Source organism: Paenibacillus sp. Aloe-11 (genome assembly GCF_000245715.1).
In the GTDB taxonomy this organism is placed as follows: domain Bacteria; phylum Bacillota; class Bacilli; order Paenibacillales; family Paenibacillaceae; genus Paenibacillus; species Paenibacillus kribbensis.
The window spans coordinates 84,273-104,021 of the sequence record NZ_JH601050.1 but is presented as its reverse complement, the minus strand read 5'-3'; the positions used below and the strand labels follow the sequence as shown (position 1 = coordinate 104,021).

21 protein-coding genes, 6 tRNA genes, 1 pseudogene and 1 riboswitch are annotated in these 19,749 nt (G+C 45.5%); of the genes and pseudogenes, 9 read left to right on the top strand and 19 right to left on the bottom strand.

The window, feature by feature from the left end:
* Positions 1 to 74 precede the first annotated feature (74 nt).
* Together kdpF and WG8_RS29305 are read right to left on the bottom strand one after the other, a co-directional pair.
* Complete coding sequence (gene kdpF / locus WG8_RS29485) at positions 75 to 152, bottom strand: K(+)-transporting ATPase subunit F (RefSeq protein WP_007429349.1); 78 nt, start codon at positions 150 to 152, stop codon at positions 75 to 77.
* Positions 153 to 307: 155 nt separating this feature from the next.
* Positions 308 to 703 carry a hypothetical protein gene (locus WG8_RS29305; RefSeq protein ID WP_043890908.1) on the bottom strand — a complete coding sequence of 132 codons (396 nt, stop codon included), beginning with the start codon at positions 701 to 703 and terminating at the stop codon, positions 308 to 310.
* A 115-nt stretch (positions 704 to 818) separates the two neighbouring features.
* A riboswitch (cyclic di-AMP (ydaO/yuaA leader) is annotated at positions 819 to 991 on the bottom strand.
* A gap of 465 nt (positions 992 to 1,456) precedes the next feature.
* On the opposite strand from WG8_RS29305, the gene WG8_RS06565 reads away from it, so the two are divergent.
* Positions 1,457 to 1,942: a glutathione peroxidase gene (locus WG8_RS06565; RefSeq protein ID WP_007429346.1), complete on the top strand. Its 486-nt coding sequence runs from the start codon at positions 1,457 to 1,459 to the stop codon at positions 1,940 to 1,942.
* Positions 1,943 to 2,034: 92 nt separating this feature from the next.
* Here the strand turns inward: WG8_RS06565 and WG8_RS06560 are convergent.
* Positions 2,035 to 2,117: transfer RNA gene (locus WG8_RS06560), tRNA-Leu, on the bottom strand.
* 263 nt (positions 2,118 to 2,380) lie between these two features.
* Between WG8_RS06560 and WG8_RS06555 the strand changes: the two genes are divergently transcribed.
* Positions 2,381 to 3,118 carry an urease accessory protein UreF gene (locus WG8_RS06555; protein ID WP_043890845.1) on the top strand — a complete coding sequence of 246 codons (738 nt, stop codon included), beginning with the start codon at positions 2,381 to 2,383 and terminating at the stop codon, positions 3,116 to 3,118.
* 323 nt (positions 3,119 to 3,441) lie between these two features.
* On the top strand, positions 3,442 to 3,663 hold the full coding sequence (locus WG8_RS06550) for a hypothetical protein (RefSeq protein ID WP_007429344.1): 222 nt from the start codon (positions 3,442 to 3,444) through the stop codon (positions 3,661 to 3,663).
* A gap of 77 nt (positions 3,664 to 3,740) precedes the next feature.
* On the opposite strand, the gene WG8_RS06545 is transcribed toward WG8_RS06550, so the two are convergent.
* From WG8_RS06545 to WG8_RS06520, 6 genes are all read right to left on the bottom strand, one after another.
* Positions 3,741 to 4,124 (bottom strand): helix-turn-helix domain-containing protein, encoded by a 384-nt coding sequence (locus WG8_RS06545; protein ID WP_007429343.1) that lies wholly within the window; start codon positions 4,122 to 4,124, stop codon positions 3,741 to 3,743.
* A gap of 61 nt (positions 4,125 to 4,185) precedes the next feature.
* Positions 4,186 to 4,563, bottom strand: a complete 378-nt coding sequence (locus tag WG8_RS06540) for a helix-turn-helix domain-containing protein (RefSeq protein ID WP_007429342.1) — start codon at positions 4,561 to 4,563, stop codon at positions 4,186 to 4,188.
* A 185-nt stretch (positions 4,564 to 4,748) separates the two neighbouring features.
* Positions 4,749 to 5,204 (bottom strand): MarR family winged helix-turn-helix transcriptional regulator, encoded by a 456-nt coding sequence (locus WG8_RS06535; RefSeq protein WP_007429341.1) that lies wholly within the window; start codon positions 5,202 to 5,204, stop codon positions 4,749 to 4,751.
* Between the two features lie 162 nt (positions 5,205 to 5,366).
* A tRNA-Leu gene (locus WG8_RS06530) sits at positions 5,367 to 5,449 on the bottom strand.
* Between the two features lie 14 nt (positions 5,450 to 5,463).
* Positions 5,464 to 5,539: transfer RNA gene (locus tag WG8_RS06525), tRNA-Lys, on the bottom strand.
* Between the two features lie 86 nt (positions 5,540 to 5,625).
* A tRNA-Glu gene (locus WG8_RS06520) sits at positions 5,626 to 5,697 on the bottom strand.
* Between the two features lie 245 nt (positions 5,698 to 5,942).
* Here WG8_RS06520 and WG8_RS06515 point away from each other — a divergent pair.
* Together WG8_RS06515 and WG8_RS06510 are read left to right on the top strand one after the other, a co-directional pair.
* The gene (locus WG8_RS06515; protein WP_007429340.1) at positions 5,943 to 6,704 is read left to right on the top strand and encodes a DeoR/GlpR family DNA-binding transcription regulator; all 762 of its coding nucleotides are present in this window, start codon (positions 5,943 to 5,945) and stop codon (positions 6,702 to 6,704) included.
* Between the two features lie 67 nt (positions 6,705 to 6,771).
* The gene (locus WG8_RS06510) at positions 6,772 to 7,653 is read left to right on the top strand and encodes a Cof-type HAD-IIB family hydrolase (RefSeq protein WP_007429339.1); all 882 of its coding nucleotides are present in this window, start codon (positions 6,772 to 6,774) and stop codon (positions 7,651 to 7,653) included.
* Positions 7,654 to 7,837: 184 nt separating this feature from the next.
* On the opposite strand, the gene WG8_RS06505 is transcribed toward WG8_RS06510, so the two are convergent.
* From WG8_RS06505 to WG8_RS06495, 3 genes are all read right to left on the bottom strand, one after another.
* Positions 7,838 to 7,926: transfer RNA gene (locus tag WG8_RS06505), tRNA-Ser, on the bottom strand.
* 1 nt (position 7,927) lies between these two features.
* Positions 7,928 to 8,003, bottom strand: a tRNA-Asn gene (locus tag WG8_RS06500).
* Between the two features lie 44 nt (positions 8,004 to 8,047).
* Positions 8,048 to 8,536 (bottom strand): SprT family protein, encoded by a 489-nt coding sequence (locus tag WG8_RS06495; RefSeq protein WP_007429338.1) that lies wholly within the window; start codon positions 8,534 to 8,536, stop codon positions 8,048 to 8,050.
* Positions 8,537 to 8,679: 143 nt separating this feature from the next.
* Between WG8_RS06495 and cmpA the strand changes: the two genes are divergently transcribed.
* Complete coding sequence (cmpA, locus tag WG8_RS26305) at positions 8,680 to 8,814, top strand: cortex morphogenetic protein CmpA (RefSeq protein ID WP_007429337.1); 135 nt, start codon at positions 8,680 to 8,682, stop codon at positions 8,812 to 8,814.
* A 70-nt stretch (positions 8,815 to 8,884) separates the two neighbouring features.
* Here the strand turns inward: cmpA and WG8_RS06490 are convergent, their stop codons facing one another.
* The 6 genes from WG8_RS06490 to WG8_RS06465 all read right to left on the bottom strand — a co-directional run bounded on the left by WG8_RS06490 (position 8,885) and on the right by WG8_RS06465 (position 15,715).
* The gene (locus WG8_RS06490) at positions 8,885 to 11,107 is read right to left on the bottom strand and encodes a Tex family protein (protein ID WP_007429336.1); all 2,223 of its coding nucleotides are present in this window, start codon (positions 11,105 to 11,107) and stop codon (positions 8,885 to 8,887) included.
* Positions 11,108 to 11,286: 179 nt separating this feature from the next.
* Complete coding sequence (locus WG8_RS06485; RefSeq protein WP_007429335.1) at positions 11,287 to 11,637, bottom strand: type II toxin-antitoxin system PemK/MazF family toxin; 351 nt, start codon at positions 11,635 to 11,637, stop codon at positions 11,287 to 11,289.
* Positions 11,638 to 11,643: 6 nt separating this feature from the next.
* Positions 11,644 to 11,925: a CopG family ribbon-helix-helix protein gene (locus WG8_RS06480; protein WP_007429334.1), complete on the bottom strand. Its 282-nt coding sequence runs from the start codon at positions 11,923 to 11,925 to the stop codon at positions 11,644 to 11,646.
* Between the two features lie 293 nt (positions 11,926 to 12,218).
* Positions 12,219 to 13,415 (bottom strand): alanine racemase, encoded by a 1,197-nt coding sequence (gene alr, locus WG8_RS06475; protein ID WP_007429333.1) that lies wholly within the window; start codon positions 13,413 to 13,415, stop codon positions 12,219 to 12,221.
* Between the two features lie 268 nt (positions 13,416 to 13,683).
* On the bottom strand, positions 13,684 to 14,958 hold the full coding sequence (locus WG8_RS06470) for an outer membrane lipoprotein-sorting protein (RefSeq protein ID WP_007429332.1): 1,275 nt from the start codon (positions 14,956 to 14,958) through the stop codon (positions 13,684 to 13,686).
* A 124-nt stretch (positions 14,959 to 15,082) separates the two neighbouring features.
* Positions 15,083 to 15,715, bottom strand: a complete 633-nt coding sequence (locus tag WG8_RS06465; protein WP_007429331.1) for a LysE family translocator — start codon at positions 15,713 to 15,715, stop codon at positions 15,083 to 15,085.
* A 386-nt stretch (positions 15,716 to 16,101) separates the two neighbouring features.
* On the opposite strand from WG8_RS06465, the pseudogene WG8_RS26300 reads away from it, so the two are divergent.
* The 3 genes and pseudogenes from WG8_RS26300 to WG8_RS06455 form a co-directional block, all read left to right on the top strand.
* A pseudogene (locus tag WG8_RS26300) lies at positions 16,102 to 16,454 on the top strand (ISNCY family transposase); the annotation flags it as partial.
* A 39-nt stretch (positions 16,455 to 16,493) separates the two neighbouring features.
* On the top strand, positions 16,494 to 17,219 hold the full coding sequence (locus tag WG8_RS06460) for a LytR/AlgR family response regulator transcription factor (RefSeq protein ID WP_043890844.1): 726 nt from the start codon (positions 16,494 to 16,496) through the stop codon (positions 17,217 to 17,219).
* 483 nt (positions 17,220 to 17,702) lie between these two features.
* Positions 17,703 to 18,806 (top strand): hypothetical protein, encoded by a 1,104-nt coding sequence (locus WG8_RS06455; RefSeq protein ID WP_007429329.1) that lies wholly within the window; start codon positions 17,703 to 17,705, stop codon positions 18,804 to 18,806.
* Between the two features lie 646 nt (positions 18,807 to 19,452).
* Here WG8_RS06455 and WG8_RS28085 read toward each other — a convergent pair.
* Positions 19,453 to 19,749: formate--tetrahydrofolate ligase (locus WG8_RS28085; RefSeq protein WP_007429328.1), on the bottom strand; the 297-nt coding region annotated here is incomplete at its 5' end.

Genomic DNA, 19,749 nt, shown 5'->3' with positions numbered 1-19,749 from the left:
TGCACACGTTTGCGCCAAACCCGCTACCTGTGATACCGGATCTGCTGTTCCTGCCCGTTTCCTCTTATAGCGATTTAAAACTTTTCAGGGTTCAGGAGCGCATAGATTAAATACACCAACACCATAGCCGTGAGCACAAGCACAACAATCATCCTCTTCGCCCTCCCTTAGAGGTCTGCTCATTGCACCAGCGTACAAATAGCAGTATCGCTCCATAACTCACAGCCAGCACGAGCAGCATGTATATATCCATCATGTTCAAGCCCTCCCGTATCAGTCCTCAAATCAATAACTATGTTATAAGCGCTTATCCGTTCAGCAGAAAACCCACCTCTCCGTTCAATGTGTAGATCACATGATCCGCTCCCAATCCCCGATAAATTCCTTGTGGATTACAGCCGTGCGTGATGACATAGATCAAATCCGATGTCAGTGGCCGGCATATTTGCAGGAAACGGCAAGTCAGATTCATACTGTTTTCGAACAAATACACGCTACCAATTTCTTTTTTGGGAAAATTCCATTTTCCCGCTTGCATCGTATTGATGCGCACAATGTGCTCCACACCCATTTTTTTGAGCTGTCGTTCCTCCTGAGCGCTATTGGTGAGTACCGCAAACGCCAGTTTTTTGAACATGAGCAATTTCACAAAACTTCTGCCCGCTTCATTCGGTGCAGTGACGATAATTAACCGACCTTCCATCAGTAGCTCCTCTCCCGGTATAAAAAGACAACAAAAAGAAGCCAAAGGAAAAAGGCTTTCCTCCGGCTTCTTACATATCCATGATAAAATAAACCATGGCTGCACACGGCGGTTTGTTGCCTCTCCCTGTACGCTTACGAGGTTAGCTGTCGGATTTGGACGTGAGAGTCGCCCTATTTCCGGCACTTGGCCGGAAAATTCACCCCATGAGATTACGGCTTCCAAAGCCGTATACATCCCGATTGGTTCCCCCGCTTTTGCAACTGCAAAATTCAGCGATTAGACAATTCGTTGCTGCTTCATTCTTGTTAATTTGAAATTACGTCTTGAATCATACACCCGCGCAAGGAACACTGTAAAGCTCACCAACGGGGTTATAAATCGTCCTTTTAAGCATAGAAGATCAATAATAACGCTTACAATACGACTATGCTTCTCCCAGCTCCTTTAATCTCGGTTTTTCATGCCTTTTCGAAAATGAAAGGCATGTCAATATTGGCGTAAGGAGAGCAGTTTTGTCCTTTTTTTGTAAAAGCGAAAGAAAATGTGCTATATACACCAGATAAACGCCGATTGAACCTGCTTTTACGCTGAGAAACGCCGCAATTCGCTCCATTTGCAGCGCAATTTGCCGTTTTGAACAAAATACGATTTTACAGTATTAAGAAAACTCATTACATCTATTGTAGGCTTGCAACCTTTCATAAAATTGCTTACAATTTAATTGTAGAATATCGAATTAGGAGGGATACCATGACCATTTATGAATATGGTGCCAAAACCCTGCAAGGAAAAGAAATCCCGTTATCCATATATGAAGGGAAAGTTCTGCTCATCGTGAACACAGCCAGTAAATGCGGGCTAACTCCCCAATATAAAGCGCTACAGGAGCTATACGACCAGTATCATGAGCAGGGGCTCGAAATTTTGGGATTTCCCAGCAACCAATTTGCCAAGCAAGAGCCGGGTTCCAGCGAGGAGATTTCGGAGTTTTGCCAGATCAACTACGGAGTTTCCTTTCCGATGTTTGCCAAGACAGATGTCAACGGTGATCAGGCACACCCTTTATTTCGCTACCTTACCAAAACAGCTCCAGGCGTATTAGGCTCCAAAGCGATCAAGTGGAATTTTACGAAATTTTTAATCACACGCGAAGGTAGCGTATTTAAGCGCTATGCACCACAAACAACTCCGGATAAGCTGGCAGGAGATATTGAAAAGCTTTTGCAGGAAAAATAAGATTCGATTAAAACAAAAAAGCATCCCTTCACACAAAACGTGTCAGGATGCTTTTTTTATTTTTGCTATTTGTAACCGTATCTTCCATATAATGCGGTCGAGAGGACTCGAACCTCCACGGGCGTACGCCCACTACCCCCTCAAGATAGCGTGTCTGCCATTCCACCACGACCGCAAATCATAATGTTTTGAGGCAACAGATTTATTATACTCCCTTAGCTTATATTTGTAAACCCAAATTTAATAATTATTTATTGCGTAATATTAAATAACATATTAGAGCTATAAAATTATTTAATTTGACATTTTAGCAAAATAAATGTGAATATATATTACATAATACTTTAAGTTATTCAAATAAACTCAACTCATATGTTAAATAATATAACACAATATTTCGATTCAAGGAGGCGAACTACCCTGCACAAAGGCAACCGCTTGCTAAATTACGCATTATTGTTGGACCCTTCCCTACCCGTTGGCGGCTTCACCCGTTCTTATGGATTGGAGGAACTATTCCATAACGGACGTTTGACCTGTATGCAAGACCTGGAACATTACATGCGGAACGAATTGTATCCTCAATTCACAGCGCTTGACGGTATGGCGATCAAAAGCCTGTATGTCGCCATTCAACAAGAGGATGGTTGGCGTATCGCCCTTATTGATAAGATGCTGCATACCCAACGCTCCTCTCTGCAACACGCGAAAGAGTCACGCCTGTCTGGTCAGCGCCTGATCAAGCTTGCCAAAGCTCTGTATCCTTGGCTTGAATTTGATCAGCTTGAAGCGATACTCATTCAGTACAGCGCAATTGGCACACTCGCTACCGTTCATACGTGGATCAACTTTCTCCTTGGAAATGATGTGGAGCAGACCATTCACGGCTATCTAGCCGCAGCCGTGTCCTTCTGCATTGAAGATGCTTCCAAACTGCTAAATACACCTTACGAGGAAAAAAATCCTCTCATCGAGCGCATGACCGACGAACTGCTCACTACATGGAAAAAATTCAATGTGCCTGAGTCAGCTGCATTTCAGCGAGAGCTGCTTTACAGACATTGGTCCAGTTCCTACATTACTCAACCGCCTTATATGAGCCGTAAGAGCCGACTGGATGAAGTGAGACTGTTTCCCTCCCCCGGCCTGTCCAAACGTCTTCCAGCATCCCCCTGATGCCCCGCTTCACCGATCCGGCTGCAACACCAAAAGCACCCTACCGCTTTCCCCAAGTGGCAGAGTGCTTTTTTTATCCAAGCATAACCGCAATTTCACACCGTCAACAGGCTCTAGATGAATGATTCAGGTCACTTAGCACTTCAGGTTTTTACAAATTTCTCACTTAATTAAGTAATTAATTTAATGAAATAACGTATTTCCGATTGTAAAAACACGTATAAAAGTGTATCATGGTTTCAGATGGTTAATTCTAACATGTTTACTGATGATTATTATAACACACCAATTATTCCGCAAGAATCCGTAAGGGGCGATTTCTCTTGAACAACAAAATGCCTGTCACCTCCTTCGGGTGGGCCATCAAACAACGGCTTGTCGAACTTCGACTGGATCAGAAAACATTTTGCGAGACACACAACATTCCGCCTTCACGTTTATCCAATCTGATTCATGGCACCCGCAAAGCACAAAGGTACAGAAAAAAAGTTGCTGCAATTCTGAACATTGATGATAACGACTATAAGGAGGCATCACCACTCTAAAACCCAAATAAACTCGTAATTCGAACTCACCAGTCCGTTTTACGGGTTTTCAATCCGGAAAATCTCAAGCTAGGAGATCATTCCGGATTTGCTTTGTTATTCTCTCTTTTTTGCTTACGGTATTTTGCAAATTCAACATATTCTAAAATAAAATTCTGTTCTTCTGCTTCCAGATCTTCTGCCTGGCAATTCAATGGCCCCATCACCCCAAAAAAATAAGCAGCCTTTTGCTCCTGGAGCACGCCTTCTCCCGGCTTGATCCCTTTCATTAACCAGTCGAGAGATACGTTAAAAAAGTCCGAAATCTGAATTAGATGCATCGTACCCGGTGTTGTTTTCCCTCTTCTCCAATCACCAAGATTCCCTGAACTGATTTTAAGCTTTTCACAAAACGCCTTCTTGGTCATTCCCCGGTCCTTAATCAAAGCTTCAATCCGCTGATAAATAGTTTGATCTCCCACAATTTTCCCCTCCGAAACTATAACTTTTACGAATGAAATTTCATCTTAAACCTCAAGCAAATCATGATTTGGCAGTTGAATTGCCCTGTTTTTTCTCTTTACGAAAACGAGTAAATTCAATATACTCAAGTATAAAATCCTTTTCTGCCTCACTGAGCGGTTCCCCCTGGCAATCCAGTTGCCCTGAAGCCTCAAAAAAATAAGGGTCTTTTGACTCCTTCAGCGCCTCACCCCGCACATCTCGTCCCAACATGATCCAATCCAGACTGGCATTGAAAAACGAAGCGATTTCAATGAGTTTATTCGTGCCTGGCGTCGTTTTTCCTCTTTTCCAATCTCCAAAGTTTCCCGTACTAATACCCAACTGCTCGCAGAACGCTTTTTTGGTCATCCCTCGTTCCTTGATAAGTTGCTCAATACGTTGGTAAATAGATTGCATAGAAGTCCCTTCCTCCCTAGCAGGCTCTCAAATAACGATATCATGTGCCCTGTTCCCATTTCAAAGATCACGTGTGCCAAAATTGCCGAATTATGTATGTTGGTTTTCATTATACCACAATATGCAACAAAAACCGCCCATTTTCCGAAGAAAACGGCGGCCTTTAGTCAGCTTGTGTACACCAATTACGAAGTAGGGTTGTCGATTTTAAGTAAAATCTGCTTCAATTCATTCAAAGTTTCGCTCAAGTGCAATAAATCTTCTTCCGGCAGAAACACCAGTCTCTCTTGAATTTTACCGGAAAAGGTATGGAATACCTGTTCACAAAAAGCGTCGCCTTCTTCTGTAATTGCCACATTCACGACTCTGCGATCCGAGTCACACGACTGGCGGTCAGCCAACCCATGCTCCACCAGCTTATCCAGAAGAGGAGTCATGTTCGGACGTGAGACATTAAGCTGTTTGGACAAATCAGATACGGTAGACGAACGTACTTCTCGCAGCAGCAGTAATACCTGAAAGTTATTAGGCGACAAATGCAATGGGAAATCAAGCGGACCGTAGGTGAAAAATTTCTTCTTCACAATCGGAAACAAGCCCAAAATATTTTCTGATATATTCCCTAACAGTTGATTGTCCATATTTTTCACCGTCACTTCATAAGTTTATACTTATCATTCTATAACATTATGGCGTTATATTATACTATGGAATCATTATTTCTTCATAATCATTACTTCATACATCACTAAACAAACAAAAAAAGCCTCTACTGCGAGAGACTTTTCCGTTCATTCCATTGATGCGGTCGAGAGGACTCGAACCTCCACGAGCGTACGCTCACTACCCCCTCAAGATAGCGTGTCTGCCATTCCACCACGACCGCATAACAAAAATAAATGGTGAGCCATGAAGGACTCGAACCTTCGACACCCTGATTAAAAGTCAGGTGCTCTACCAACTGAGCTAATGGCTCATGCTGTTCATCCAAGCTGTCCGCCATTAAACCAGACCTCAGGAATTTCCGTCAAGCATGCAACATGTAGTCTATAAAGACAACAATGACCCGTAGGGGATTCGAACCCCTGTTACCTCCGTGAAAGGGAGGTGTCTTAACCCCTTGACCAACGGGCCTCATTTTTGTACGCCAACTTGGCGACAAGAAAGAGTATATCAAATAGATTACAGAATGGCAATACTTAATTTTGAAATTTTTAAATAAGTCATTTTCTAAATTATAAAACGCATCTTCACTTACGGACTGTATCTCAAAACATCTAATTTCCAGGAGTTTATAGATGATTTATTGCAAATTCACTTACATTTACTTATAATCACTTACATAAACCGAAATCATTTTATACCAAAGGAGCTTACCTATGTATCAGGAAGAACGAATGATTCAAATCGTTGATTACTTAAAGCTTCATAAGCGCATTTCGGTGGACGATATTTGCGAAATTTTTAATGTATCGCGAGATACAGCTCGTCGCGACTTGGTAAAGCTGGAGGAGCATCAAAAGATTATTCGCACCCGCGGGGGCGCCCTTCTTCCTTCGCTCCATCACGATTCCCTTAGAAGTTATAACGAAAGGCTACTCACTCTATCCAAGGAGAAGCAAGTGATCGGACAACTGGCCGCCAGCATGATACGAAATAAGGATCGCATCATTTTGGATTCCTCTACTACTGTACAGGCGTGTGCAGAAAAGCTAAATGTGCAGGAATGTTCGGTCATCACCAACTCTATTAATCAGGCTGACGTGCTCTCCGGAAAAGACGGTGTCTCCATTCATCTCTTGGGAGGCCGCCTGCAAAAAGAGCACCGCTATGTATACGGCTCCTCTGTCATCGCCACCTTGTCCCATTATTTTGTAGATAAAGCTTTTATCGGGGTTGGAGGTATAACAGACCACGGATTGAGCGTGATTTATGAAGAGGACGGTATGCTGATGCATCAGATGATGAAGCAGGCCGATCAGGTAATTGTCCTTGCGGATCACTCCAAATTTGGAAGAAATTTTCCTTACCGCTTTGCCGGTCTGTCCGAAGTCAATATTGTGATCACCGATCGCTTGCCAGACCCGGATATGCTGGAACTTCTCCAGCGTCATGATATTGAAGTTATTGTCCCCTCATAGAAAATGAAGCCGATATGCTGTAGTTCAAAACCCATACAAGAGATATAAAAAGACAGGAGATGGAGAAATGAAACTGTTTGCGATTGATATGGATGGAACACTGCTGAATGAGGAAGGAAAAATAAGCAAAGTAAACGCCGAGGCTATACGCCAAGCACAGCAGCAAGGCGTCCAGGTGGCGATTGCTACTGGCAGAGCGTCTTATGATGCCTGGACAAAGCTAGAGGAAGCTGGACTTGTAGCCCCCGTCATTGGAGCAAACGGCGCGACTGTACACGATACACAACGCCGCCAGCTAACCTCTACACCCATGGACCGAGATGAAACCTTTGAAGTGTTGAGCTGGCTGCGCGAAAACGATTTTTACTATGAGGTCATGACAGACCGCGCAATTTATTCCCCACAATACGGACATCAATTGCTTGCCGTGGAAATGGACCGTCTGCTAAGCGCCAATCCTGATATTTTGCTGAACACTTTATTACACGCAGCCGAAAAGCAATATGAACAGACAGGGCTTATCCGCATCACCTCATACGAGGACATTCCACTGGATGTGGAGATTTATAACGTGCTCTGCTTCTCCTTTGATCAAGCCAAGCTGGATCGGGGTCGTGAGCGTTACCGAGGTTTTGGCAACCTAAACATGGTCATTTCCTCAGACCGTAACTTTGAAGTCGAGCACAAGGATGCATCCAAAGGCAATGCATTGCGTTATCTGGCGAATCATCTGGGCATCCCCATGCAGGAGACCGTGGCGATCGGGGACAGCTATAATGATATTTCCATGCTGACGATGGCAGGGAAGGGCATCGCTATGGGCAATGCAAAAGACGACATCAAGGCCATCTGCTCCAAAGTGACCCTGACCAATGTGGAGGATGGCGTCGCTCATGCTCTGTTGAACATACTCAAAACCGTCGAGGCTGAAGCTGACATTGTAAACTGAAAATTCACCACCATTCCACCTAATCCGCGATATTATGTACATTTTCCAGCCCAGCTTATACACATTTTTCCGATCATCGTTATTTTCAAAACGGATTATATACAAAAAGGGTTATATACAAAAAGGACACTCGCAAGCATCATTTCGATACATACGAGCGTCCTTTTCTGTTACACAAAACAAACGGAGAGAGAGGGATTCGAACCCTCGCACCGCTTTCGCAGCCTAACCCCTTAGCAGAGGGTCCCCTTATAGCCACTTGGGTACCTCTCCATGGCTCCCCGAACAGGACTCGAACCTGTGACAACTCGATTAACAGTCGAGTGCTCTACCAACTGAGCTATCAGGGAACATTACTGTAAATATTCATACAGTATGGTTAATTTACCATGATTCAGGGGGTGCCGTCAAGTGCTAACAAACGGAGTTTACTTCCACATTTACCACAGCGGTAATGCTGTGGATTCATTTTACGCTTCCGCAAGTATTCCTGACCACAGGAAACGCACACCAGTTTGTAACGATAAGGCCGCGGCTTCCGCTCCAATCTTCCCGGCAGGGTCTGACAATGCCTGCTTCCCTCTACACGGGTCAGCCATGCCTTGAAATCTGCATCCCGATGCCGGTGGCCCATTCCGCGCAGATGCAAATGATAGTGGCACAACTCATGCTTAATAATTTTTTCCACCTCAGATCGTCCGAAGGCTGCGAGCTGATGTGGATTAATTTCAATATGATGACTTTTCATAAAATACCGCCCACCTGTAGAAGACAGGCGCGCATTGAAGCGAGCTTGATGCTTAAATGGCACACCGAAGCTTTCCAGCGAAATATGCTCCACCCACTCCTGAAGCTCCTCATTACTCATGGACTTGGACTCCATCCTTGCTTTTCTCCTCCTTTGTCCCATACTGACTAGCATATTACAAAATAACGATCGAAGTCTAACCCCAATTCAGAAGCACACTTTAGGTACTCATCCCATATGCTAAACATACAAAAAGTAACGCGGAGGAGGAGATTGGCTTGCCTCAATGGCTCAGCAACCAGCTTATGCGGGCCTTTTACAAAAAGGACCGTCGTCAAATCAAACTGTTAAACGATTGTTGGTTTTTTTATCATAAAGCCCCTGGCGTAGAGTTTGATGCCAACAATGGCTAAACGCGAAGGCATCAAAAATGAAAGCCGGAGTCCCCGATGCGGTTCGGAGATTCCGGCTTTTTTTGAAGTATTATGCCTGCGATTGCGCCTCTGCTGGAGGTTTCATCGTCAGACCCACTCTGCCCTTTTTCAAATCGACATTCAGCACCCATACCGTTACATTATCACCGACAGATACGACATCCATCGGATGCTTCACGAAGCCGCTGCGCAGCTGCGAAATATGAACTAATCCGTCACTTTTAATACCGATATCGACAAAGGCGCCAAAATCAATGACATTGCGGACGGTTCCCTGCAGCTCCATCCCAGGTGCCAGATCTTCGATCTTCAGCACATCCTTGCGAAATACCGGCAACGGCAGTTCATCACGCGGGTCACGCCCCGGACGCTGGAGGCTCTCCAAAATATCCCGCAACGTCGGGACACCAACCTCCAGCTTAACAGCCAACTGCTCGATGCTGGAGATGTTCAATGCTTGCTCCGCAGCCTTCGTACCCAAATCGTGGGCACTGATACCCAGCTCAGCCAACAAGCGGTCTACTACGGCATAAGATTCAGGGTGAATCGGCGTGCGGTCCAATGGATTTTCTCCACCCGGTATACGGATAAAGCCAATGGATTGCTCGTAGGTTTTTGCACCAAGACGCGGGACTTTTTGCAGCTGACGACGGTTGCTGAATTTACCGTTTTCTTCACGGTACTTGACGATGTTTTTGGCAATCGTCGCGTTAATTCCTGCTACATAGGACAACAGTGCCGGGGAAGCGGTGTTCACATCTACACCGACATGGTTAACGGCCGATTCTACAACATCCTTCAGGCTTTCATCCAGATGCTTCTGCGATACATCATGCTGGTATTGGCCTACCCCAATGGCTTTGGGCTCAATTTTGACCAGCTCAGCCAGCGGGTCCTGTACACGCCGCGCGATGGAGGCCGCACTGCGCTCAGCCACGTCCAAATCTGGAAACTCCTCCTGCGCAAGCTTGGAGGCGGAATAGACGCTCGCGCCCGCCTCGTTGACAATTAAATACGCCAGGTTGCTATTGCCAATCTCCGCGATCACTTCAGCTACGAATTGCTCTGTCTCGCGCGAAGCGGTTCCGTTACCAATGACGATCAGTTCAATGTCGTACTCTGCAATCAGCTGCTTGAACTTCTCGGCAGCTTCGCGCTTCTTATTGTTCGGCGGTGTCGGATAGGTCACGGCCACTTCCAGCAGCTTGCCCGTGTCGTCGACAACCGCCAGCTTGCAGCCTGTCCGGTATGCCGGATCGACACCAAGCACACGGCGGCCTTTGATCGGAGCCTGCAGCAGCAGGCTGCGCAGGTTGCCTGCAAAAATAGAGATGGCTTGCTGCTCGCCCTTCTCCGTCATTTCGGCGCGTACCTCACGCTCAATCGATGGCGCGATAAGTCTTTTATACGCATCCTCAATGACGCTGCGCAGCAGCTCCTCCACAACAGACGAGCCTTTAATCACTTGACCTGCCACGTAATTGTAAATCGAATCTGGCACGACCTCCAGTCCGACCTTAAGAATGCCTTCACGTTCCCCGCGGTTAATCGCCAGAATGCGGTGAGGCGGCATTTTCTTGGCCAGCTCACGATAGCTGTAATAGTTCTCATACACAGACTCTTGCTCCGCGTCCTTCGCTTCGGAGGTCAACATGCCATGGTCGAGTGTATATCGACGCACCCATTGGCGAATCGTCGCATCGTCTGCCATATTTTCCGCTAAAATGTCCAAAGCTCCCTGAATAGCCGCTTCGGCGCTTTCAACTCCCAGCTCTGCATTCACATAGGATTCAGCTTCTTTCAGAGCATCGCCCTGCTTCGGCTGGCCCCAGATCCAGATAGAGAGCGGCTCCAATCCACGTTCCTTCGCCACACTCGCGCGGGTTTTGCGCTTTTGCCGATAAGGGCGGTACAAATCCTCCACTTCCTGAAGCTTGACCGCAGAAGTGATAGCGGCTTGGAGTTCTTCAGTCAGCTTGCCCTGCTCCTCAATGATGCGGATGACCTCTACCTTACGATCCTCCAGATTACGTAAATACAGCACACGGTCTTCAATTTCACGCAGCTGGTTTTCGTCCAGCTCTCCTGTCATTTCCTTACGGTATCGTGCGATAAATGGAATCGTATTTCCTTCATCCAGCAAACTGATCGTTGTCCGGATTTGCTTGAGTGCCAGCGACAGCTCTCTCGCCACTTGTTTGACAATCCGCTCCTGGCGTTCTGCTTCGTTCGGCCCCTGTCCGATTTCCGTTTTCGTTTCCTCGTTAGACAAACCTATCCCTTCTTCCTTACAGCTCTTGTCATACACCATGTCTTTCATTATCACAAAAAAAGATTCAAAGCGCCAGCAGGTGACGTTAAAGCAAGGCCCTGCCTGCATTTTCATCGGACATGCAAAAGGACAGCGCCCAAGCGCTGCCCTTTTCCCGTTTCACTCGTCGTTCCAATATGCTAAAAATCAATCAAACCAAGACTGATTTGAAGCGAATCGCTCACTTTGCGCATGGTTTCTTCATCCAAATGGGTGATTTTGTCGGTAAGCCTTTGTTTGTCGATCGTCCGAATTTGCTCCAGAAGAACGACAGAATCGCGATCAAAGCCATGCGTTGCCGCGTCGATCTCCACATGTGTGGGCAGCTTTGCCTTCTGAATCTGGGCGGTGATGGCTGCCACGATCACGGTAGGACTGAACCGGTTGCCGATATCATTTTGAATGATCAGCACTGGTCTGACGCCACCTTGCTCGGAACCGACTACGGGTGAAAGGTCTGCAAAAAAAACGTCGCCGCGCTTTACGATCAATATGGATTACACCCCGCTAACTGTACGGCCCAAGGTGCTGTTAGCATCTTCCTCCGCGTGAAAGGCTTCGGATGCCATGGTCAAGTTAATTTTAGCCATTTCCATGTATCCACGCTGCATCGCTTCACGAATGTAACGTTTTTTACGTTCGCCTACATACAGCTTCATGGCCTGCCTAATAAATTCACTACGGTTGGAATTTTCCATAGCTACGATCCCATCCACTTCCTGCAAGAGATGATCCGGCAAACTGATCATTATTCTTTTGGTGTTCTGCAAATTGGCCAACTTCTCTTCCACCCCCAAAACCTTGTCGCCATTGTACCATTATAACGTTATTCCCGGTAATTTATTCAAACGGAATACAAGAGAATGTATATGATATTCGTATATCATCTATGCTGCATTCCATTATAAACTACGCAGTTCGATTTCGTACAGGCGTTTGATCCCCGAAATACAAGTGTCAGCGGAGCCTGATGCGTTTTTTGACAGCTATAGCCTTCTTTTCTTTCCTTTGTACATATTTCGGGACGTTCTGCGAAAACTCCTGCTTTTCTCCGGTAATTTACGTTATGAAATTAATTCCAGCGGGTTGGAAGAAGCGAATTCACTCGAACAACAGGAACATTGCCGCGAGTATATACACGCGGTACCCTGTCTGCAATCATGCAGATCACTTCATAGTGGATCGTACCAAGCTTGGATGCCAGCTCATCCGCCGCAATCATTTCGCCGGACTGCTGACCGATGAGAACAACCTCTTCGCCGATTTGAATTTCCTCCGCATCCTCTGCGAAAGATTGTAAGGAAACCATACACTGGTCCATGCATATTGTACCGAGTACCGGGACACGGCGTCCGCGTATCAATACTTCGACCTTCCCGCTCAGCATGCGGGAGTATCCATCCGCGTAGCCGATTGGCAAGGTACCGATCTGCTCCTCTGTGGAGGTCACATACCGGGTGCCATAGCTAATTCCCCAGCCGGGAGGAAGCGACTTGGTATAAACCACCGCCGTCTTCAATGACAGCACAGGCAACAGTTCGATCGCTTGACGGTTCACCTCATCAGACGGATACAGTCCGTATATACTGATACCAATTCGTACCAAGTTAGGGGAAAGCGAAGGAGTATCAATGCTGGCCGCGCTGTTGCCCGTATGTATAATGGGAATGGTAATACCATGTTCCCTTAGCGCTTCCACCACACCCCGAAACCGATCATATTGAAGCAGTGTATAGCTTTTGTCTTCTTCATCCGCGCGGGCAAAATGGGTGTACATGCCTTCCAGCTGCACTTGCTCTAACCCTTCGGCCTGCCGGACAAAAGCAACAGCCTTCTCTCCGGGTAGTAGCCCCAGTCTTCCCATGCCGCTGTCTATTTTGATGTGCACCTTCAGCTTGCGTTCGCTTCCTTTGCGGTCCAAGCGGCGGATACCCTCCAGCACTTCCTCACTGAATACCGTTAGTGAAATGTCATGCTCCCATGCCGCTTGTACAGCTTCTGGTGAGGTATACCCGAGTACAAGGATCGGCAATTCAATCCCCGCATGACGAAGCTCCAAAGCCTCATCCAAAAAAGCGACGCTCAAATAATCCACACCCAGACGTTCCAATTCCTTTGAAATTTCCACGGCACCGTGTCCGTAGGCGTTAGCCTTGACACAGACCAGCATCAGCTTGTCCGCTGGCAATGCCTTGCGAAAAGCTTCATAGTTGGCGCCAAGGTGATCCAGGTTGATTTCGGCCCGGGTCGATCTGTATTGTGCTTGCAAATCCAGTCACCTTCTTCAATTGTTAGCCTGTAACATAACCTTTTATCATTCAGAATGTTGCAAAGTCCTTACTTCTAAAGGTTAATGGTAATGTTCAGAAACGTGGCTGTCAATGGCAGGGGACGTTTGTCAGCCTCCTCTAGCAATCTCTACAATGAACAGAACATACAAGCGATGCACATCTTGGACCGCGAATGAACAAAAGACGGATACGGGCGGCAGCAGAGCATTGTACACTCCAGACCGTCTGCATCCGTCTTATAAGGTTTTATTTACCCGATTGATCCTGTATAGAAGCGGCAATTTGTATCATTTCGCTCACAGGCAGGTCAGCACTGGTAATTCGGAATTCAATTCCATCATTCATCCAGGTCAGGGTTTGCTGCTCACTGCCTGTCAGAACTGCAAAGCTGCCTCCAATATCAACCAGTTCCCCTGCGCTCAGAGCGACCGCCCTGTCTTTTGGACGTGCCTCTACAATCGTATAGTTATACGTTCCGCTATACCGCAACATTACCGCGTGTGTACCATTTTCCTCCAGCTCCGGCGTATCCTTGATTTGTACCCCGGCTGGCGTATAGGACGGTTCGATCAACCCGAACTCACCCATCATAGCTTCTGCGGCATCCGTACCCGCCGATGCTCCGGTTGCTGCATCAGATGCTTCCGGATTTTGCTGCTGCTCCGTGCTGGCTGCTGTATCTGGTTTCGAAGTATCACCTGTAGCAGCTCCATCCACCTTCGCTTCCCCGGTCTGCTGCTGGGTCGCATCTCCCGCTGTTCCCTGCTCTTGTCCGGCTTCGCTGGATTTCACGCCAGTCGCCCCATCGATTGCACCGCCAGGATCAAGCTGACCGCTAGAATCTACCGCTCCGGAAGATGGCGCCCCTTCACTCTTCGTATTCGTTTTCCCCGAAGCCATATTGCGCTCCATATCAAAAGAGTCCTTGTCGAACTTCGTATCAAACGCAAATTGATCGAATTTCAGATCAACGACAACCTTGGCGTTCGCATCCGAAACCTGTACCTGAGTGGGTGCATAGTTGCTTTTGGACAGCCATATTTTTTGTCTGACCAGCGCGTGGCTGTTGTAATTCGCCGCCACATCAAACACATAGGATTTATCGTCGATAGCCAGCTGACGTGAGGCATCTCCGATAATGCTGCGAACCAGCGTTTCATACAAATATACCTGGCCCTGGTTGTTCGGCCAGTCGCTTTTAAAGCGAAAGCTCTTGTTCAGGCTGGGCGTTAGTACAAATACACCCTCATCATTACGCAGTACGATCTGCGTAACATCTTTTTTCTCGTTCGTCATGGCAATTCGGTAATAGGACGGCTTGCGGTAGGAAATATCCACCTTGTATTCCTGCGGCGTGTCGCCGGTATGCAGCGTCATCAAGGCTGTACCGTGGTAGCTGTTCAGGTCGCTCACCACGTCACTCAAATCTTTAACCACATCGTCCGCGCTCTTCTTGCCGCACCCGGCCAGCAGCAGCGTTACACACATGACCATGGCAAGCATCCATGAAATCCGGCGCATGTCATCAACCCCTTCAGCACATGTTTTAAATGAATTAGTACATGTCTATGAAGGACTTGTTCGATTTATGCAGACTGGCATGACAAGCTTGAGCGTATCTATTGCAGTAACTATTGCAGTAATGCTATAAAATCTTTTGAATACTTAAAACAAATTCATACAGGAAATAAACCGAAAAACCAATCAAAACCACACCAGCACTGATCGTAACCCACTTGATGGCAGTTCGATTCATGGCTTTGCGTGTTGTCGCTACAAGGGTCATCAAGCCTAAATCATGGATAAGAATACCCAACAGAATACCTAAGCCAACAATCAGGAATTGGCTTGTATTTGACCGATCAAATGAACTTGCCAGCACCGTCCCAAAAACACTCACCCAGAACACTAAATTTCCTGGTGAAACAGCTACAAGCAGCCCATTTTTATAGGAAGAAAATAATGATTTCGTCTTTTTCTCTCCATCCAGCGCAATATCATGATCCGCATTTTTAATGCTGTCGTACCCCACGTAGCACAAAAATATGGCTCCAATGAGCCACATGATCACCCGTACAACAGGTAATGACAAGACCGAGGCCAAGCCAAAATATAAACCAATAATTAATAACAAATCGATGGTCATCCCCCCAAGGCCCACAATCCATCCATGCATGAATCCATTCTTTAGCCCTTGCTTCGTCATTTCAACCGTAATGGTACCTACAGGTAGTGCTATAGAAAAACCAAGTAAAACATATGTAATAAACAATGCCATTTCCTAAACCCCTTTCAAATGTATAAAAGAGGTTTTGTACAAAATCGGATTAACTGGCCAAGTTTGTCCATTGAGTATTGAGGGTCCATCGCTTATCATTGCTTTTGTGATAATAATTCTCATTTACAAAGCTAATTAGTTACTCTGTAAAAGTCAGGGTTTTGCCTTAAAAACAGGCAAGGAATTCGAGTCGTCCATGTAGAAGTTGTTGTTGTCGAGGCAACAAAAGCTACACCGAGGCGCTCTGAATTCCTTGAATGTAAGAATTGTACAAGGCGCCTCAAAATCCTGTTTTGAGGTGATCAAAAATGTTGAAACTCCGTGACGAACAAATGACCTGGAGGGATAAGATGAGCGTCGAGAACAAAGCGTAAACTGTCAACGGGAAATTGCAAGACAAGGGTAAAGCCGCTGTTCAGCAAAGCAAAGTAAAATTGGAGCGGCGGGCACGCTTACCGGAAAGCCGCTGGAACAAGTCAAACAGGTCGTCTCCGGGAATCGAATCATTTCGGGCTGTATTGTCAGTTTCTTTGACCCGGAAGCAAGGCCGATTAAGAAAGTTACGGAGTTCGGATACAAGGTGCGAATCGACGAGAAGGAAAGCGGCTTCGTCACCGGCTACGCCGTATATGAAGGAAACCCGTCTAACGATGAATTGCTCGTCACCGCCATAGAATCACATATCAAGCAATTCGGCAAAGCGCCGCAGGCTGTAGCCACCGACCGTGGATTTTCAACACTTGTATCTTAACTGTACAAATGAATGAGGTGGTATGCCGTGAAAGTCGTAATTTGTGAAGATGAATGTTATTGGCGCGATGCGTTAAAAGCGTCTATACTTCGGTGGGCTTTAAATAAAAATATAGAGTTGCAATGTGCTGATTTTTATTCGTCTCAGGAATTAATCCAATATCTTAATGCTCATATAGATATAGACGTAGTATTGCTCGATATTTCGCTAAGTAGTGAAGATATTGATGGAATGACTACAGCAAAGTATATCCGGAAAATGGGGAATCGGGTGCCCATCATTTTTGTTACAGTTGATTCTGCTCGTGCTATTGACGGATATTTAGTTGAAGCAATGGGCTTTTTAAAAAAACCTATTGACGAGAAGCGACTTTCGCTATTCTTGGATAGAGTAGTGAAGCAAAAAAAACCGGAACGAGTATTTAATATCATAGCAGAGTCCACGATAAATAGTGTTCGTCAAAGTGATATTTTTTTTGTGGAAGTGAACAATCATACAATAATCTATCATACAACAAAAGAGGAAATCCATCTTAGAGGAACATTAAATAAAGTTATGCAGTTATTAGGCTGTGAGAATTTTGTCCAGATACATAGATCATATGTGATTTCAAAATCTAAAATCTACAGAATAAAAATAACTTATCCATATTCCGTGGACATTTTCAATGGTCATGAGATTATCAATCTTCCCGTGAGCAGAAATTATATTAATAACCTGCTTGAGGTATACTCAGATGATGTATTAGAGTGAATACTATGAATACATGACCAAATTAATGAAGGGTGTCGCAAAACAGCCAATTTATGGCTGATTTGCGATACCCTCTTTTAGTATATTTGTCCGAACGGAGGTTTATTCGCATTTCATGCTGTTTACGTCATCAACATACTCTCTACGCCAGCCCCTTGAAGTTTCTTCTGTACTGCTTGATAATCTAGACACAACAGAAGAAACGATTGACTCATTACCAAAACTACGAAAGGAGTATGCGAGTGAAATAGACTTTTACGTTATGTATCGCAGAGATTATTATGTACGTCGGAAAATCTAACTTGAATAGTGGTGGAGTAATGCCAGTTAAGTCCCCTCTGTCGCAAACCATAAACCGATTGCAATCATTATAAGCGGTGAAAGCTATTCAACGAAATTTTGACACGGTGGGCATTACCTCTTCCATGCAACAAAAGAAAATGTTGAAAAAATATAGTATATAAATCGTGAAAGGAGAACAATATGAAATTTACTAAAAAAAGCGTTAGTTATATTTTGGCGATACTGCTCATGTACAGTGTTTCAGTAGTTCCCGTTTTCGCGGCAAATGAAACATCACCGCAAGTGGCTACAGAAGAGGCGCAGAATGCAGAAATTCAATCCATGCCCTCTACACCGTATTCTGCAATGGATACTCAAAAATTTGACAACCTAGATGAAATATCTCCAAACGAAGCGAAAAAGATTTCCACAGATTCTACCCAGAGCAGAACCGTTGAACCGCAAAGCGTATGGGGTATCTCCGACCCTGTATTTGTAGGAGATGGAACTCTCAGTGAGTCATTTGATATTTATGTGGTTTCTCTCACTGCAAAGCAGCTTTCATTCCTAAAGCTGGATTCCAGCAATTCTAATCTGTTGGCTGTTCTGTACAATGTCAATGCCAACGGCTCGTTAGGCAGTTCTACTGGATGGGGTGTTAAAGCAAACGGAGGTCACTCATACATTAATATCCCGGCAGGAAAATATGCGATTGTAATTGGTTCTGCAACAGGTAACGAAAGAGGCAACTATAAATTGATGTGGAATGCTTCGAATCCATCGGGAGCTTCTGCCATCATCAATTGCACAGCTGACCTTTCCAGAGTCGTTTTGTATTATAATCTTTCAACAATCCGCAGCAACGGAGATAATATCTTGACAGGACTCAAATGGGAAAATCACGAAACATGGTATACCTCAAATGGATATTCCGCTAGAGATATGAGCATGACAGTAGCTGAAGTAAAGGGCGTATATTTGGGGTCATTCTCCAGTAGTGCACCATATTCCGCTCCAAATGCATTACTGATTGATATTAGTAAGGGATCATGGCTCTATAGTAATAGCTATTATCGTAATGTAGAGGGAGATGTAACGCACATTATGGATTACACCGATCCTTCTGGTCTTAAAACTCCGAGAACCTTTGGAACAGGGCATGCCGATTTTTCGTATGGTCCTAATTACATCGTTATTAATTTGGACACATTCCAAGTTTGTGAGTTCTTAAGTCCATTCAATTATTATTATACTACAAATGGTGGCCGCACCTATTCGCTTACCAATCTACAAAAAATTTCTTAAATCGAAAATATGAAAAAACAAATTTATGTACTATAGTTTTATTATATTACCAAGGTAATGAGAATACAGAAGTACACTGTGGCATGTTGGTGAAATAAAGTAGAGGAAGTGGACGAACAATAGCCTCCCCGTGGATATTTATTATTTTCCGATAAACGGATAATTCGCCTAGCCATCTACCATGCCATGATATTTCTGATATCAAGAACCGCATAAAAGCCTATCCTCTTTATTAGAGGATGGGCTTTTAGTATATCTTCCTGCTTTTGAATGATAAACAGTATCTATTCTCTCTTATGGAGCATTGTTGCTAGGATACAGCACATCTGACAATCAGACTGCACAGAGTAGCACAGCTGCTGCAGGACACTGCCAAAGCTGAAAGCGATGCATCCACCCGAGAACGGCTGCTGGAGGAATTGCCCAAGCTCATAAAATAAGTTTGCAGAAGCTTATCGACACTTGTTGATAGGCTTAGCCTATTACCGTCAAGCAACTTGCCGAGCAGGCAAAGAAGGCCGCTGCATTCCCTTACTGAGCTACGCTTGAATCATGCCAAGCGGCGGCTACTGGAATGCAAACGGCCTTTACGTGAAATCGCCCGTCAGGCTGGTCTCTCCGACGAATGAGGACCGATTGTAAAATACTACATCAGGCCCTGAATGCTCCCATCTGCCTCCAGCGACATATGCTCGGCGGCCGGGGATTTGGGCAGTCCAGGCATCGTCATGGTATTGCCCGTTTCTACCACTACAAAGCCTGCGCCTGCGGATAAAGAAGCGCTGGACACGTGAATCGTAAAGCCCTCCGGGGCTCCCAGCAGAGACGGCTGATCTGAAAAAGAATAGGGTGTTTTGGCCATGCACACAGGCAGTTGTCCGAAGCCAAGCTGCTCCATACCGGACAACGCCCGTTTAGCCGCAGGAGTGTATACTACATCTGC

Excerpts from the sequence above, each read along its gene's own strand:
- WG8_RS06515 (WP_007429340.1), top strand. The coding sequence starts at position 5,943 with ATGTATCAGGAAGAACGAATGATTCAAATCGTTGATTACTTAAAGCTT.
- WG8_RS06465 (WP_007429331.1), bottom strand. The coding sequence starts at position 15,715 with ATGGCATTGTTTATTACATATGTTTTACTTGGTTTTTCTATAGCACTA.
- WG8_RS29305 (WP_043890908.1), bottom strand. The coding sequence starts at position 703 with ATGGAAGGTCGGTTAATTATCGTCACTGCACCGAATGAAGCGGGCAGA.
- WG8_RS06535 (WP_007429341.1), bottom strand. The coding sequence starts at position 5,204 with ATGGACAATCAACTGTTAGGGAATATATCAGAAAATATTTTGGGCTTG.
- WG8_RS06540 (WP_007429342.1), bottom strand. The coding sequence starts at position 4,563 with ATGCAATCTATTTACCAACGTATTGAGCAACTTATCAAGGAACGAGGG.
- WG8_RS06495 (WP_007429338.1), bottom strand. The coding sequence starts at position 8,536 with ATGGAGTCCAAGTCCATGAGTAATGAGGAGCTTCAGGAGTGGGTGGAG.
- kdpF (WP_007429349.1), bottom strand. The coding sequence starts at position 152 with ATGATTGTTGTGCTTGTGCTCACGGCTATGGTGTTGGTGTATTTAATC.
- WG8_RS06510 (WP_007429339.1), top strand. The coding sequence starts at position 6,772 with ATGAAACTGTTTGCGATTGATATGGATGGAACACTGCTGAATGAGGAA.
- WG8_RS06565 (WP_007429346.1), top strand. The coding sequence starts at position 1,457 with ATGACCATTTATGAATATGGTGCCAAAACCCTGCAAGGAAAAGAAATC.
- WG8_RS06470 (WP_007429332.1), bottom strand. The coding sequence starts at position 14,958 with ATGCGCCGGATTTCATGGATGCTTGCCATGGTCATGTGTGTAACGCTG.
- WG8_RS06455 (WP_007429329.1), top strand. The coding sequence starts at position 17,703 with ATGAAATTTACTAAAAAAAGCGTTAGTTATATTTTGGCGATACTGCTC.